Raw genomic sequence first — 14,010 nt, forward strand, 5'->3', positions numbered from 1 at the left:
GGCGTCGGCGTGGCGGGGGTGCTTGGGATGCGCACGGATGAAGGCACGGAGGGCGGCTTCCGCGTCGCTTTTGCGCTGCGAGGCGAGGTGGAGGGCTTTTTCCAGCTCCAGCGTGGCTGCGGAGTCCTGCCCGTCCTTGCCGATGGAGGCGGCGTTGGAGACGATCTCGAGCTGGCCGAGCAGGGCTTGATACAAGGTGAAGTCGCTGGCCTGGATGGCGGCGACAGCGGCATTGAACAGGGCACGCCGGCGTTCGGTGAGGGTGGTGGCGACGTTGGCGGCGTTTTGAAACAACTGCAGGGCCTGGAGCGGGTCGCCACGGCGGAAGAGGATGCCGCCTGCGGCGAAATCGACGGCGGAGGTGGCAGTGCCGAATTTTTCATGCCATTCCCGGGCGAGGGAGAGCACGCGTTCATCGCTCTTCTGCCTGCTGTGGATGGTCATGGCCAGGCGCATGGCATCACCGAGGCGGGGATGGCCGGAGTGGAGCTGGAGGAGGGCTTCGAGGAGGCCCACGGCCTCGTCGTCACGGTGTTCATCCGCGAGCCATCTGGCGGTGAGGTAGATGGCGTGGCCGCGGAACTCGGTGGTGGCTTCAGCGACGGTGACGGAGGGCTCGGGCTGCTGCTGGGCGGCATTGCCAGAGGAGATCCAGCGCAGCAGGGCCTCTGGCAGGAGGCGAGGCGGGGCGAGATCCCGGTGCGCGTGGTCGAGAAGGTCGAAGGCCTCGGTCCACAGGCGGCTTTCGGCGGTGGCATCAAGGAACTTGATGAGATCCTCGTGGGCCTGAGCGGCGCCTTCCTGGCGGAGCAAGGCCTCGGCTTGCAACAGAACCGCCGCCTGATGGATGCGCTCACCTCCGCCGGTGGCGGCGAGCACGGCCCGCAGCTCATCCTGGGCACCGGCGATGTTTCCCTTTTTCAGCATGGCACGGGCCTGAAGGTAGTGGCCGCTGGTGCCGCCGGTGGTGGCAGGGGATTGCGCGGGATCCTTGCCTTCATTGATCTCGATCTCCGTCTGGAGCAACTGAGCGTGCCTGCGCAGCGCGGCATCGTCTGAGGCGAGGAGCGGGGCGAGTTCCGTCATTGCACCGGCATTTTCGCCCAGGCTGGCGAGGACCTGCGCGAGCAGAAGCCGGGCGCGTGGCTGGCGGGGAGCGGCGGCCTCGTCGGTGAGAATCTGCCGGGCTGCCTGGAGATCCCCGTTGAGGGCCAGGGCCTGGCCGCGCCAGAAGGATTCATCATCGAGGTCATGCGCATCGGCCACGAGGAGTACGCGTGCGCCTTCCTCCGCACGGGTCCAGGCCTCGGCGGCAAAGGTGGCCAGCTCGCGGGTCTCGACGCGGGTCCAGCCCTTGCGTTTCAGCAGTCGCTCGGCCTTCAGGCCGGCGACACCCGGGAGGCCATCTGCCAGGGCCTGGCGGGCGGAGATGTATTCAGGCGCCTCGGCCAGTCCGGCACCGAGGAGGGCGATGGGAAAGCACAGGGTGGTGGAGATGAGAAGCCGGCGCAGACAGAGCATTCAGCGCGAGTTTATCGCAGCAATCGGCGCACGGCAAAGAAGAATGCCTCCGCGTGTCCCGCTGGCGGCTCAGGCCATCTCCACCACGACGGCGCTGGCATTGTCACGGCCGGATTCGGCCACGGCGTGCTCGATGATCGCCCGCGCGTCACTTTCCACCAGCATGTCCGCCAGCGCGTGATCCCAGATGCCATCGATGACGCCATCCGTGCAGAAGAGGAAGCGGTCTCCAGGCTCGCAGCCGACGGAGCCGGTCTGCGGCTCCATGATCTGCTGTCCGGCGCCGAGCACCTGGTTCAGCATGCTCCTTTTCGGGTGAGTGCGGGCTTCACGTTCGTTGATGCGGCCCTGGCGGCGGAGCCAGCCGACATGGGAGTGATCCTCGGTGAGCTGCTTCATGCGGCCGCCTTTGGGCAGCCAGTAGATGCGGCTGTCGCCCACATGGGCGAAGTGCATCCAGCCCGGGGTGAACCAGCCGAGGCTCAGGGTGGCCCCCATGCCGCGGCATTCATCGTAGCAGCGCCCGAGCTGGAGCAGCTCGGCATGGATGCGGGAGAAAAGCTCCACGAGCACGTCGGAGTGGCCGGCTGTGATCTGCTGCGCGGACTGCTTGAAGCTCTTCGGCAGAAGCTGGGTGATCTTGTTCACGGCGATGCGGCTGGCGAACTCGCCGGACTTCGCCCCGCCCATGCCATCGCTCACGGCGAAGACGAAATCGCCGGCGTCATGGGTGGACTCGCCCACCTTGCCGAGGTAGCGGACCTCCCGGGCGTCGAAATTCAGGGCGAGAAAGGTGTCCTCGTTGTTGGTGCGCACGCGGCCGGGATGGGTCATGCCGGACCAGCGGAGGTGGTTGGGTGGTTGGGGCGGATTGGGATCGGTCATGAAACGGGAGGGCCGGCAGGCGGGTCGAGCACGGTGGCGAATTCGAAATCGATCAGGCAGAAGCGGCCGTCGCTGGCGCGGTAGGTCACATTGCGGTCGAAGGGGTCCTCATGGCGGACGCCGAATTCGCGTTCCAGGTCGGAAAAGAGCTCCTTCACCCGGCTTTCGCTGATGCGCTCCACGCGGGAGCCGCAATTCGTGGTGACGAGGTAGAGCTGGTCCTCGTGCGCCTCGATCACACGGGGGACGTAATCGCAGCCGCGCTCCTCCAGAACGCGCAGCACCTTCACCTCGTTGGCGAAGCGTTCCGCGGCGTTCGGACCGCGGAAATGTTTATGCACCCGCCCGTCGTAGCCGATGCGGACGAGCGCGCGCTGGGTGTTTTTGGCTTCGTGCATGATTTTTTTTTGGGGGGACAGTTCCGGCAGGGGCGGGGAACTCGCAAGCTCGCAAAAATTCGTCTCGCATCTGGCATGGTGCGTGCTCTGATGGCGCGCGCCTGCCCCTGGCACCGCCCTGCGAGGCCGGGAAGGCGAACTCAAGTCACACACATCAACCATGGCCAAATACAAACTCGAATACATCTGGTTGGACGGCTACGAGCCCGTTCGCAACCTTCGCAGCAAGACTCAGCTCAAAGAATTCGCCAGCTTCCCGAAGCTGGAAGAACTGCCGAACTGGGGCTTCGACGGCTCCTCCACGCAGCAGGCCCCCGGCGGCAGCTCCGACTGCGTGCTCAAGCCTGTGGCCGTGTATCCTGATTCCACGCGCAAGAACGGTGTCCTCGTGATGTGCGAAGTCTATAACGCCGACGGCACTCCCCACGCCTCCAACGACCGTGCCACCATCGCCGACGATCCAGACACCTGGTTCGGCTTCGAGCAGGAATACTTCCTTTACCAGGACGGCCGCCCGCTCGGCTTCCCCGAAAACGGCTATCCCGCCCCGCAGGGCCCCTACTACACTGGTGTCGGCTACAAGAACGTCGGCGACATCGCCCGCCAGATCGTCGAGGAGCATCTCGACCTCTGCCTTGACGCCGGCATCAACCACGAAGGCATCAACGCCGAAGTGGCCAAGGGCCAGTGGGAGTTCCAGATCTTCGCCAAAGGCTCCAAGAAGGCCGCTGACGACGTCTGGGTGGCCCGCTACATCCTGATGCGCCTTTGCGAGAAGTACTGCGTGGATGTCGAATGGCACTGCAAACCCCTCGGCGCCACCGACTGGAACGGCTCCGGCATGCACAGCAACTTCTCCACGAAGTTCATGCGTGAAGTCGGCGGTGAGAAGTATTTCCTCGCCCTTATGGCAGCGTTCGACAAGTATCGCGACGAGCACATCGCCGTTTACGGTCCGGACAATCACATGCGCCTCACCGGCCTGCACGAAACCCAGTCCATCGACAAGTTCTCCTGGGGCCTTGCCGACCGCGGTGCCTCCATCCGCGTGCCGCACAGCTTCAAGAACAACGGCTGGAAGGGCTACCTCGAAGACCGTCGTCCGAACAGCCAGGGCAATCCTTACCAGATCGCCAGCCGCATCCTCAAGACGATCGCCACCGTTCCGACGGCCTGATCTGTCTGGCTGACGAGATTCATCTCACCCACGAACGCCGCCTGGAAACAGGCGGCGTTTTTTTTCGCGCCCGTGGACCTGAGCAGGCCTGGCGCGATGACAAGGCAGCGGTCGTTTGCAAAGCTGCATCAGCAGGCTAGGGGAAATCGTATCCCCAACCCCATGCCCACTGAACAAGACATCCGCACCGCCCTCGGCAACGTCCGCTACCCTGGCTTCAGCCGTGACATTCTCTCCTTTGGGCTCGTGAAGGGCATCCAGGTGGCCGGAAACGATGTCGTGGTCGAAATCTCCCTCGCCACACGTGATCCGAACATCCCGCGCCTCATTCATGAGCAGGCGATGGACGTGCTGAAGAAGCTTCCAGGCGTTGGCGATGTGCGATTGAATTTCGACATCAAAGAACCGCCCGGCGCAGGCACCACCGGCAGCGAGAAACTCGGCAAATCGAGCATTCCGGGCGTGAAAAAAGTCATCGCGGTCGCTTCCGGCAAAGGGGGCGTGGGAAAAAGCACCGTCGCATCGAACCTCGCCGTCGCCTTGAGCCAGAGCGGAGCCCGTGTGGGCCTCTGCGACTGCGATTTGTACGGCCCCAGCATCGCGCACATGTTCGGCACCGACGAACGGCCGTATCAGAACGACGAGCAGCAGATCGTGCCCATTGAAAAAAACGGCCTGCAGCTCATGTCGATGGGGTTTCTGCTCGAAGACAGCTCTCCCGTCATCGTGCGTGGTCCCATCGCCACCCGCTACACGCAGCAATTCCTCCGTCAGGTCGCGTGGGACAATCTCGACGTGCTCGTTCTCGATCTGCCGCCGGGAACGGGTGACATCCAGCTCACCATCGTGCAAACCGTCGCGCTTGATGGCGCGGTCATCGTCACCACGCCGCAGGAGATCGCGCTGATCGACGCACGGAAGGCCGTCTCCATGTTCCAGAAGGTGAACGTGCCCATCCTCGGCATCATCGAGAACATGAGCTACTTCCTCTGCCCGAGCGATGGCAAGATGTACCACCTCTTCGGCAAAGGCGGCGGCGAGCACGAAGCCAAACGCCTCGGAGTTCCACTTCTCGGCCAGATCCCCATCACCATGGACGTCCGCGAATGCGGCGACGAAGGCCATCCGGTCGCCCTCGAGGACCCGGCCAAATCCGCCGCCTCCAAAGCCTTTCGCGAGATCGCGGCGAAACTGAAGTAGTTTGGAGTCCCGGCTTCAGCCGGAACAGCTCCGTCGAAGCCAGGGCGTTTTCCAGTTCGTCACGCGTGTCAGCTTGCCACGCCTTGCCGCATGAAGGCGGAACTCCGAGCTCACTTCGCCTCCACCGCAGGCTTCTCTCCGAGTTGCAGCGTCGGCGCTTTGGCGTCGGCGCTCACGTTGAGCGCGAGCCAGTGGCCGTTGATCGCGTGGGCGGGGAAGCCGCAGGCGAGGGCGAATTCGCCGGTCTCATCGGTCACGAAGGAGAATTCGGCCTTGGTCAGCGAAAGACCCACCTCAGGCTTCGGCACGCCGCCGCCGGGAAAGAACGGTTCGCCCATTTGCAGCTTCTTCGTCGTGTCTTTTTCCACCACGATAAGGCTGTGCGGGATGGGGCTGGGGTTGATGAAGGTCACTTCGACGGTCCAGTCCTTAGGAATGGTGAAAACCGCCTTGCCATGGGAGTAGCCATTGAAGTTCATGCCGTAGTTCGCGGCCGAGTAGGTGGCGATGAGCACGAGCTTCACCGTCTTCGGTTTGTCACCCAGTTTCATGAAGTCCGCCTCGGTGATGCCGGCGAAGAGCTCCTTCTTCAGTCCAGGGATCTCCGTTCCGTGTCCCTCGTGGCCCGCAGGCGGCGTCGCCGGCTGCTGGGCAAGTGCGAATGAGGATGCGAGAGAGAGAACGGTGATGAGGCGGCGGAACATGGTTGGCGGATGGAAGCGGGCTGGGCTTTACGTGCAATGGAGGATCAAACTGTCGCGCATGGAGCGATGAATCTCGCCAGCGCTGAAAAAATCCCCCAAGATGCACGCCATGTTCCCGTGATGCGCGGCGAACACGACCTCATGAGCGCCTCGCACGACTTGTTTCTCGAAACCCTGCAACGCTACGAGCGGCCCCTCATCCGCTACGCGCACGGGTTCACGGGCGACCTGGAAGACGCGCGCGACATCGTGCAGGACGTGTTTGTGAAGCTCAGCCAGCACCTTGGAACGCTCGACCATGAGCGCCTGGCCCCCTGGCTCTTCACTGTGTGCCGCAATCGTGCGCTCGACCACCATCGCAAACATCAACGCATCGTCGTCATGGAAACGGAAACCCTCGATCTCGAAGCCGCCGCCGATCCCGCGCCCAATGACGCGATGGAGAAGCGGGAAACCGCCACCGCACTGCGTGAGCTCATTGAAACGCTGCCCACGCGTCAGCGTGAGGCCGTGCGGCTGAAGTTCATCGCCGGCCTCGACTACCAGCAGATCAGCGCGGCGATGAAGACCAGCATCGGCAATGTCGGCTACCTCATTCACCACGGTGTCGCCGCCTTGAAGACGAAATGGCAGGCGCATGAGCAGCCGCAGCCCGTGAAACTGAAGGCCGTGATGGCCTGAAACCCTCAACCTTTTTCTTTTGACCATGAAACCGGAACAAATCACCGCCTGGGCGCTCGATGAAGCCAGCGCTGAAGAACGCGAACGGCTGGAGGCCGAGCTTCGCGACGATCCCAAGGCCAAACAAACCGCCGAGGAGACCAAAGATTTCTGCCACTTCCTCCTCGCTGAACTGCGCGACGACTCGCTCGCGTTCACCGATGAGCAGCGGGAACGATTGAAGGCGCAGCCGATGGCGCAAGCGTCCACCATGTCGCAATCAAGCGTGACGGGAGTTTCTCGTTCCAAATGGCGCACCGGGATTGCCGTCCGGCTGGCGATTGCAGCGTCGTGGGTGGCCATGGGCGGCTTTTGGACATGGTACCTGTCGGACGGGGCGAGCAAGCAACTGCTGGCTATCAACGAACCAAGGTATTCGGTCAGTTATCACGGCGTGGGCTCCTACACCGATCCGAATGCTTTACCAATGACGGGGCTGCCCGGAGGAATTCCAGTTGGCGTCTCAACGCCAGGCAGCCTGCCGGGCTTGCCATCCCTGCCTCCCTGGTATCCGGACAAGCCCAGCTTGCTCACGCGGGACTCGGGCTTGTCCACGATGACAACTGGGGATGTGGCGGAGCTGGGGAAGCTTCAGGATCAGAGGGCCTACCACCTGAGCGTTTCCGGTTCTGGGAAGGCTTCTCCGGCTTCGCAATCGTTGGCCGCCGGACGAGTGATCGCTGGAACTGAGCTGTCTCTCACCAAGGCGAACGGCGATGTCCCTCCGCCAGATCCGCTGCAGGCCCCCACCAGCGCCATGATTTTTTTGGGCAGTGCACCTGCGGCCCCCGCTTCCGCACCGATGGTGCTGAACCCACAGCCTGCGGAACCAGTGGCCAAAGGCTTGATCCTGGCGGGTTCTTCTGCTGAACTCGGCAATTACGACATGGCGATCGGCCAATATCAAGACGTGTTGCGTGCCGATCCTTACAACGCGGCCGCCCGACGGGGCCTGGAAAGCGTCGAGAAGAAGCGCATGGAGTACTTCAAAACTGCCGCTGACAGCAGCCGGTCGAAGATGCTGGCTCAGGTGGATGAAAAGTGGGAAGAAAAGGTGCCAAAGTCGGATGCTTACTACCTGGAGAAGGATCTGGCTGCCAACCGAGAGGGAGGCGTCCGGCTGCAGCTTGAGGCCCGCAGCGATGCCGAATCCTACACGCGCATCCTTGAAAACGAGCTCAAGGACGTGGCTCGGGAACCGCTTTCGACGTTCTCAATCGATGTCGATACGGCTTCGTATGCCAATGTGCGGCGGTTTTTGAACCAGAACACGATTCCCCCTGCCGATGCGGTGCGAATCGAGGAACTGATCAATTATTTCCCCACGGCGGAGGAAGGACCGGCACCGACGGCCAAGGAGCCGTTCGCCGTGCGGGTGGAAATGGCGCCTTGCCCGTGGCAGCCGGCGCATCGGCTGGCGCGCATCGCGATCAAAGGCCGCGAACTCGGCAATGAGCGCCGGAACAGCAATCTGGTGTTCCTGGTCGATGTCTCGGGCTCCATGAACGAGCCGAACAAGCTGCCGCTGGTGCAGCAGTCGCTGCGCATGCTGACGGAACAGCTTGGCGAAGAAGATCGCGTGACGATGGTCGTCTATGCGGGCAGCAGCGGACTCGTTTTGCCTCCGACGAGTGGTGACAAGAAGAGCGAGATCATCGCCGCCATCGACAAACTGCAGGCCGGAGGCAGCACGCATGGCAGCGCGGGCATCCAATTGGCCTACGAGCAGGCGGTGGCCGGCTTCATCAAGGAAGGTGTGAACCGCGTGATCCTGTGCACGGACGGCGATTTCAATGTCGGCGTCAGTTCGCCGGAAGAATTGGAGAAACTCATCACGCGGAAGGCGAAGAGCGGTGTTTTCCTCAGCGTGTTAGGCTTCGGCACCGGCAATCTGAAGGATCGCACCATGGAGACTCTGGCCGACAAAGGAAACGGCAACTACGCCTACATCGACAGCCTCAGCGAGGCCCGCAAGGTGCTGGTGGAGCAGATGAGCGGCACGCTCGTGACCATCGCGAAAGACGTGAAGATCCAGGTCGAGTTCAATCCGGCCGCCGTGCGCAGCTATCGCCTCATTGGCTATGAAAACCGCCTCATGGCGAAGGAAGACTTCAACGACGACACGAAGGACGCGGGCGAGATCGGCGCAGGACACAGCGTCGTGGCGCTATATGAGGTCGTTCCGGCGAATCTGCCTCCTGGAGCCGAACCACGGCCCGCGGTGGACAGTTTGAAGTATCAAACGCCTGCCATCGCGCCGGCACAACTGGCCGAAGCGGCGAAAAACGGCGAGACGATGACCGTGAAGCTGCGCTACAAGGCCCCGGACAGCGATCTGAGCAAACTGATCGAGATGCCGGTGAAGGACGAAGGCAAAACACTCACGGCGAGCAGCGAGGAATACAAATTCAGCGCCGCCGTGGCTGGATTCGGCCTCCTGCTGCGTGATTCAGCCTACAAGGGCAGTTTGGGCTGGGAGACCGTGCGGAGACTCGCTCTCGATGGCAAAGGCGCGGACAAGCTGGGCTACCGCGGCGAGTTTTTGCAGCTCATCGACAAGGCGCGGGGTTTGAAGGAGACGAGGCCGTGAAGGGAATGACGAATGACGAATGACGAATGGAGGGTGTCTGGGATGGGTGATTCGAAACTCGCCAGGACGGTCGCCCTTCGAATGGCGATCAATGGCCGCAGTTTTCGCCTTCGGGATCGGTGTCTTCGATCTTGGCAGCGGCCTTGAGCTCTTCGAGGAAGGTATTGAACTTCTTGTCGCGGTATTCCTCGATGAAGCGCTCTTTGACGGCCTCCCGGACCTCTTCGAAGGGGCGGGCGACGGACGGTTTGCGGCCGGTGACGGTGCAGATGTGGAAACCGAGCTGGGTGGTGAAGACGGGGCTGATTTCGCCCTCGCCCATGGAAAAGGCGATGGTTTCGAACTCTTCCATGAACTCGCCACGCTTGAACCAGCCGAGATCGATCTGCTGCTGCTCGTCGGCGCGGTGTTCCTCGGCCAGTTTGGCGAAGTTGGCACCGGCGAGGAGCTCGGAGCGGAGTTCGCGCATGGTCTGGTAGATTTCCTGGCGGCTTTTGGCGCCCTGAAGGCTTTTGGTGATGTGGGCGGCGTTGATCTCCTCGTCGCTCATGTAGTGTTTGAGATTGGCCTCGTAGCAGGCCTTCAATTCCGCTTCGGTGGGCTCAGGTTCGGGTGCGTAGATGGCCTGCAGCGTCTTGTCGAGGCGTACGCCGCCGGCGACGTTTTCGCGAATGACCGCCTCGTCGCGCGAGGGCATGCCGATGTTCATGTAGAACTGTGTCTCCCCGCCGGCGTCATCGATGAGCTTTTGCAAACGGGTGGTGATCTCCTGCTCGGGGACGGTGGGGAAGCGGCGGCGGCTTTCTTGATTGAGGAGGGCGCGTGAGATGAGGTTGTCCTTGGCCATGCCACGGAACTCGGGATCGCGCTCGCAGCAGGCGACCTGCAGGGTGCGCTCGAAGTGTCCTTTGATGTGGCGGAATTCCGCCTCGATGATTTCGTCGTCGATGTGTTCGCCGTTGATGATGAGAGCCATGGTGGCGGCGATGATGGCGCGATAGGGCAGGGGTGCAAGGTTTGACAACGCGAAGCCGGTGGCCTAGTAGCAACGCACGATTCTCCGCACCCTGAGATCGGCATGAAAACTGCGGGCTGCGGCGTCGTTGCTCCTTTGATGATGAAAACCATCCAGATTTTGATGACCGTCGTGGCCCTGGTGGCGCTGGCAAGCTGTGTGAACCCGCCGGTGACGCGCGCCATCCCGGTGGCGCCGAGTGCCGCGCAGTATCAACTCGCCAGCATGGCGCAGGGAGATGGCGGGCCGCAGATCGTGCCTGCCATGCTGCCGGAGCGGCCGATGCTGGTGGCGACGACCGGCCCCGCCATCCGCGCGGCGTCGTATCTGCTTCTCGATGCACGCACAGGGCAGCATCTGGCGGGGCGCAGTTTTGAGACCGCCCGCGCGGTGGCCAGCACCCAGAAGCTGGTGACGGCCCTGGTGGTGCTGGACGCGGGGAATCTGGACAAGATGGTGCGCGTGCAGGCCTCGGATGTCGCGGTGGAGCCCACGCGGCTCGGTGTGCGGCCGGGCGAGGTGTATTCACGCCGCCAACTGCTCTACGCCTTTCTCGTGAAGAGCTGCAACGACATCGCGAACGTGCTCGCGCGTGACAACGCGGGCAGCATCAGCGCGTTTGCGGCGAAGATGAACGCGAAGGCGCGGTCGCTGGGCTGCACGAACACGAACTTCCGCAATCCGCACGGTCTCACGGTCTCCGGGCAGCACTCCACCGCGCGTGACATGGCCCGTGTGGCGATGGCCGCCTATCGCAACGGAGTCATCCGTGACGCGGTGAAGAGGAAGTATTACACCTTTCATCGTGCCGACGGCCGCAGCGTGACGCTGGAGAACACCAACGAGCTGCTCGGCCGGATGCCGGAGTGCAACGGCATGAAAACCGGCTACACAGTCGCCAGCGGCCGGTGCCTGATCTCCAGCGCGTCAAGCGGGGGGCGCGAGGTGATCCTGGTGCAGCTCGGCACGAAGACGAAATACATCTGGGATGACGCCCGGCTGATGATGAGCTGGGGCCTGGGCAGATTGAAGTCACGTGGCGGTGTCGCGATGGCGTGGCTGGGAAATTGAGCAAGCATCAAGTTGCCACGCTGCTTTCCAAAGGCAGAGTGTTTCCTCTTCCCCTCAACGCCCCCAGCGAAGAATGCCGGTCACCACGCTTGTCTGTCCCCATTGCGAAAAAACTGTCGAAATTCAGGCTTCGTCGGTCACGCGTTCGCGCCCGTGTCCTGAATGCGGGCAGGTGGTGATGCTGCAGATGGCGGAGAAAAGCACGAAGACGAAGCGCCGTGCCCTGCTGATGGGACAAAACGAACCGCCCACTCCGGTCAGCCTGCCGCGGCCGGAGATGACGCCGTCCCACGAGCCCCAGCCGCTGCCGGGGGATGCGTTTGACCGCATGCGGATGGACCCGGAGATCCAGCAGTTCCGCAAACGGCTGCTGATCGGGGCCGGTGTTGTCGGCTTGATCGTGGTGGCGCTCGTCATCCTGAGCATCCTACGCCCGCCCCTGCCTCCCAAACGCTCCGTGGCAGCCGCCACCGTGCCCTCGGGCGAGCAGCCGACGGCGACGTCCACGCCGATGATAGCGCCAGCGGACGTCCTGCCGCCGGTGACGTCGGGGAGTCTGGTGTTCCGCCCTCCAGGCAGCAGTGACCTGAAAACAGCGACCGCTTCGGGTGGGGACGGAGATTCAAACGCCAGCCTCGCCAGGCGGGCCGCCGGTGAGGAAGTGCTGGGCCGGTTTCTGCGGGCCAAGGACTGGCGGGAGCGGGCGCTGCTGGTGCGCGACCGGTTGCGGGTCGCCCCGCTGATGAGCATCTACTATTCGAAGAATGCCGACGGCCCGATGGAGTTCGACTCCCTGGTGGAGGCCGATGAGGCGGGAGCAGGATTCACGGAACACGTGGTGGTTTTTGAAGGTGGCGGCCGTCGTCTGGCCACGGTGGAGCATGGCCCCTCCGGCGCGCTGGTGGACTGGGAGTCCTTTGTCGGCGCGGGAGACATGGCGTGGTCGGATTTCCTTGAGGCGAAAACGGTCGCGCCCACGGTATTTCGCGTCCTGGTGTCTCCGGCGGGGCATTTCGAGAACCAGTTTGGCAATCCTTCCGAACTGCAATGCTACAGCCTCCGTACCATCTCGGAGCCGGGAGCCAAGGTGATCTATGGCTATGCCGACAAACGCAGCCCCCTGGTGAAGGAGCTCGATTTCCTGCTGGAGCAGAGCGGTGATGCCACGGTGCCGGTCATCCTGCGCTTGAAGTTCCCGCCAGACGCGCCCGTGGACTTTCAGGTATGGATCCACCAGGTGGTGCAGAGCGGCTGGGTGGCCAAATAGGGGACCTGGAGCGGTTCTTGCTCAGGATTCGCATCATTTTTCGCAAGATGTGCAAGAAGGCCCGCACCCTCCCGTAATTCCCCACGATTCCAGACACAACACCCCCCTCTTCCCATGAAAATGCACTCTCTCTGCCAGGGTAATCACCTTGATCTCCGTTCCGGTGTCAGCCGTCGCGATTTCCTCTACGTCGGCATGCTTGGCGGACTCGGTCTGACCCTGCCTGAAATGCTCCGTCTCCAGGCCGCTCCCTTGATGCCTGATGTGGAGACCTTCAAACCCATCGCGGACGCCGTCATTCACATCTACCTGCCCGGTGGCATGGCCCAGCATGAGTCGTGGGATCCGAAGCCGTTTGCCTCTCCCGACTACCGTGGCCCGTTCACGCCGATCAAGACCTCCATCCCCGGCGAATACGTGGGCGAGAAGTTCCAGAACATCGCCAAGATCATGAACAAGCTCACGGTCATCCGCTCGATGACCCACGGTGAGGCGGCTCATGAGCGTGGCACGCACAACATGTTCACCGGCTACCGTCCGAGCCCGGCCATCAAGTTCCCCAGCTTCGGCTCCATCATCTCCCACGAGCAGGGCAGCCGTAACAACCTGCCGCCTTACGTGGCCGTGCCGAACGTCTTCGCCCCGGATCAGGGCACGGGTTACATGAGCAGCGCCTTCGGGCCGTTCGCCCTCGGCAGCGATCCTGCGGACAAGGGCTTCAGTGTGCGCGATCTGCTCACGCCGAAGGAAGTCGATGAGAAGCGCTTTGACCGCCGCCGCAATCTTCTTGGCGCTGTGGACGAGCACTTCAAGGCCGTGGAGAAGGCTGACTCGATCAGCGCCATGGACAGCTTCTATCAGGCCGCCTACGGCCTCATCAGCAGCCAGAAGGCCCGTGAGGCCTTCGACATCTCGAAGGAGAGCGACAAGCTGCGTGATCAATACGGCCGCAACACCGCCGGACAGCGCTTCCTGCTGGCCCGCCGCCTTGTCGAGGCCGGTGTGCGCATGGTTTCCGTTAATTACGGCGGCTGGGACCACCACTCCAACATCAAAGGTGCGTTCGAAGGCCAGGCTCCGAACTTCGACCAAGCCTTTGCACGCCTCATCACGGATCTCGAAGAGCGTGGCATGCTCAAGCGCACGCTCGTCATGGTCAGCTCCGAGTTCGGCCGCACGCCGAAGATCAACGGCACCAACGGTCGTGACCACTGGCCGCGCGTGTTCTCCGTGGCCCTTGCCGGCGGTGGTGTGAAGGAAGGCTACATCCACGGTGCCTCCGACGCCCTCGGTGGCGAGCCTGATCGCGACGCGGTCGGTCCGGAGGATCTTGCCAAGACCATGTATCGCCTCCTCGGCATCAATGGCGAGAAGCGTATCGTGGCCGACGGCGTCCGCCCGATCGACATCGTCAATGGTGGCCGTATCCTCTCCGAGGTGCTCGCCTGATCACCCGATTGAT

Annotated in this window: 12 protein-coding genes; 7 read left to right on the top strand and 5 right to left on the bottom strand. The window is 62.8% G+C overall.

Features of this window, described 5'->3' with window-relative positions:
* The 3 genes from IAE77_RS04175 to IAE77_RS04185 all read right to left on the bottom strand — a co-directional run.
* Positions 1-1,521 (bottom strand): tetratricopeptide repeat protein (locus tag IAE77_RS04175; RefSeq protein WP_294222289.1); only part of this gene is annotated, 1,521 nt, incomplete at its 3' end.
* Positions 1,522-1,590: 69 nt separating this feature from the next.
* On the bottom strand, positions 1,591-2,406 hold the full coding sequence (locus IAE77_RS04180) for a protein phosphatase 2C domain-containing protein (protein WP_294222291.1): 816 nt from the start codon (positions 2,404-2,406) through the stop codon (positions 1,591-1,593).
* Entirely contained in the window at positions 2,403-2,804 is a 402-nt protein-coding gene (locus IAE77_RS04185; protein WP_294222294.1) for a serine/threonine protein phosphatase, read from the bottom strand. Before IAE77_RS04185 ends, IAE77_RS04180 begins: the two co-directional genes overlap by 4 nt.
* Positions 2,805-2,964: 160 nt before the next feature.
* Between IAE77_RS04185 and IAE77_RS04190 the strand changes: the two genes are divergently transcribed.
* Positions 2,965-3,981: a glutamine synthetase beta-grasp domain-containing protein gene (locus IAE77_RS04190; RefSeq protein ID WP_294222298.1), complete on the top strand. Its 1,017-nt coding sequence runs from the start codon at positions 2,965-2,967 to the stop codon at positions 3,979-3,981.
* A 162-nt stretch (positions 3,982-4,143) separates the two neighbouring features.
* Positions 4,144-5,181: an Mrp/NBP35 family ATP-binding protein gene (locus IAE77_RS04195; protein ID WP_294222301.1), complete on the top strand. Its 1,038-nt coding sequence runs from the start codon at positions 4,144-4,146 to the stop codon at positions 5,179-5,181.
* A gap of 110 nt (positions 5,182-5,291) precedes the next feature.
* Here the strand turns inward: IAE77_RS04195 and IAE77_RS04200 are convergent, their stop codons facing one another.
* Positions 5,292-5,885 carry a sulfocyanin-like copper-binding protein gene (locus IAE77_RS04200; RefSeq protein ID WP_294222303.1) on the bottom strand — a complete coding sequence of 198 codons (594 nt, stop codon included), beginning with the start codon at positions 5,883-5,885 and terminating at the stop codon, positions 5,292-5,294.
* 141 nt (positions 5,886-6,026) lie between these two features.
* Between IAE77_RS04200 and IAE77_RS04205 the strand changes: the two genes are divergently transcribed.
* The gene (locus IAE77_RS04205; protein ID WP_294222309.1) at positions 6,027-6,566 is read left to right on the top strand and encodes a sigma-70 family RNA polymerase sigma factor; all 540 of its coding nucleotides are present in this window, start codon (positions 6,027-6,029) and stop codon (positions 6,564-6,566) included.
* Positions 6,567-6,591: 25 nt separating this feature from the next.
* Positions 6,592-9,195 carry a VWA domain-containing protein gene (locus IAE77_RS04210; protein ID WP_294222312.1) on the top strand — a complete coding sequence of 868 codons (2,604 nt, stop codon included), beginning with the start codon at positions 6,592-6,594 and terminating at the stop codon, positions 9,193-9,195.
* Between the two features lie 88 nt (positions 9,196-9,283).
* Here IAE77_RS04210 and IAE77_RS04215 read toward each other — a convergent pair whose 3' ends face one another.
* Entirely contained in the window at positions 9,284-10,171 is an 888-nt protein-coding gene (locus IAE77_RS04215; RefSeq protein ID WP_294222315.1) for a peptidylprolyl isomerase, read from the bottom strand.
* A 102-nt stretch (positions 10,172-10,273) separates the two neighbouring features.
* On the opposite strand from IAE77_RS04215, the gene IAE77_RS04220 reads away from it, so the two are divergent.
* The 3 genes from IAE77_RS04220 (at position 10,274) to IAE77_RS04230 (ending at position 13,997) form a co-directional block, all read left to right on the top strand.
* A complete protein-coding gene (locus IAE77_RS04220; protein WP_294222318.1) occupies positions 10,274-11,281 on the top strand; it encodes a D-alanyl-D-alanine carboxypeptidase family protein in 1,008 nt (335 codons plus the stop codon).
* Positions 11,282-11,354: 73 nt separating this feature from the next.
* The gene (locus IAE77_RS04225; RefSeq protein WP_294222322.1) at positions 11,355-12,548 is read left to right on the top strand and encodes a hypothetical protein; all 1,194 of its coding nucleotides are present in this window, start codon (positions 11,355-11,357) and stop codon (positions 12,546-12,548) included.
* 114 nt (positions 12,549-12,662) lie between these two features.
* Positions 12,663-13,997 (top strand): DUF1501 domain-containing protein, encoded by a 1,335-nt coding sequence (locus IAE77_RS04230; RefSeq protein ID WP_294222325.1) that lies wholly within the window; start codon positions 12,663-12,665, stop codon positions 13,995-13,997.
* Positions 13,998-14,010 lie beyond the last annotated feature (13 nt).

Source organism: Prosthecobacter sp., assembly GCF_014879935.1.
Taxonomy (GTDB): domain Bacteria; phylum Verrucomicrobiota; class Verrucomicrobiia; order Verrucomicrobiales; family Verrucomicrobiaceae; genus Prosthecobacter.

What these genes read in the sequence shown, in the direction of transcription:
- IAE77_RS04180 (WP_294222291.1), bottom strand. Translation starts at nt 2,406, where the DNA reads ATGACCGATCCCAATCCGCCCCAACCACCCAACCACCTCCGCTGGTCC.
- IAE77_RS04185 (WP_294222294.1), bottom strand. Translation starts at nt 2,804, where the DNA reads ATGCACGAAGCCAAAAACACCCAGCGCGCGCTCGTCCGCATCGGCTAC.
- IAE77_RS04190 (WP_294222298.1), top strand. Translation starts at nt 2,965, where the DNA reads ATGGCCAAATACAAACTCGAATACATCTGGTTGGACGGCTACGAGCCC.
- IAE77_RS04195 (WP_294222301.1), top strand. Translation starts at nt 4,144, where the DNA reads ATGCCCACTGAACAAGACATCCGCACCGCCCTCGGCAACGTCCGCTAC.
- IAE77_RS04200 (WP_294222303.1), bottom strand. Translation starts at nt 5,885, where the DNA reads ATGTTCCGCCGCCTCATCACCGTTCTCTCTCTCGCATCCTCATTCGCA.
- IAE77_RS04205 (WP_294222309.1), top strand. Translation starts at nt 6,027, where the DNA reads ATGAGCGCCTCGCACGACTTGTTTCTCGAAACCCTGCAACGCTACGAG.
- IAE77_RS04210 (WP_294222312.1), top strand. Translation starts at nt 6,592, where the DNA reads ATGAAACCGGAACAAATCACCGCCTGGGCGCTCGATGAAGCCAGCGCT.
- IAE77_RS04215 (WP_294222315.1), bottom strand. Translation starts at nt 10,171, where the DNA reads ATGGCTCTCATCATCAACGGCGAACACATCGACGACGAAATCATCGAG.
- IAE77_RS04220 (WP_294222318.1), top strand. Translation starts at nt 10,274, where the DNA reads ATGAAAACTGCGGGCTGCGGCGTCGTTGCTCCTTTGATGATGAAAACC.
- IAE77_RS04225 (WP_294222322.1), top strand. Translation starts at nt 11,355, where the DNA reads ATGCCGGTCACCACGCTTGTCTGTCCCCATTGCGAAAAAACTGTCGAA.
- IAE77_RS04230 (WP_294222325.1), top strand. Translation starts at nt 12,663, where the DNA reads ATGAAAATGCACTCTCTCTGCCAGGGTAATCACCTTGATCTCCGTTCC.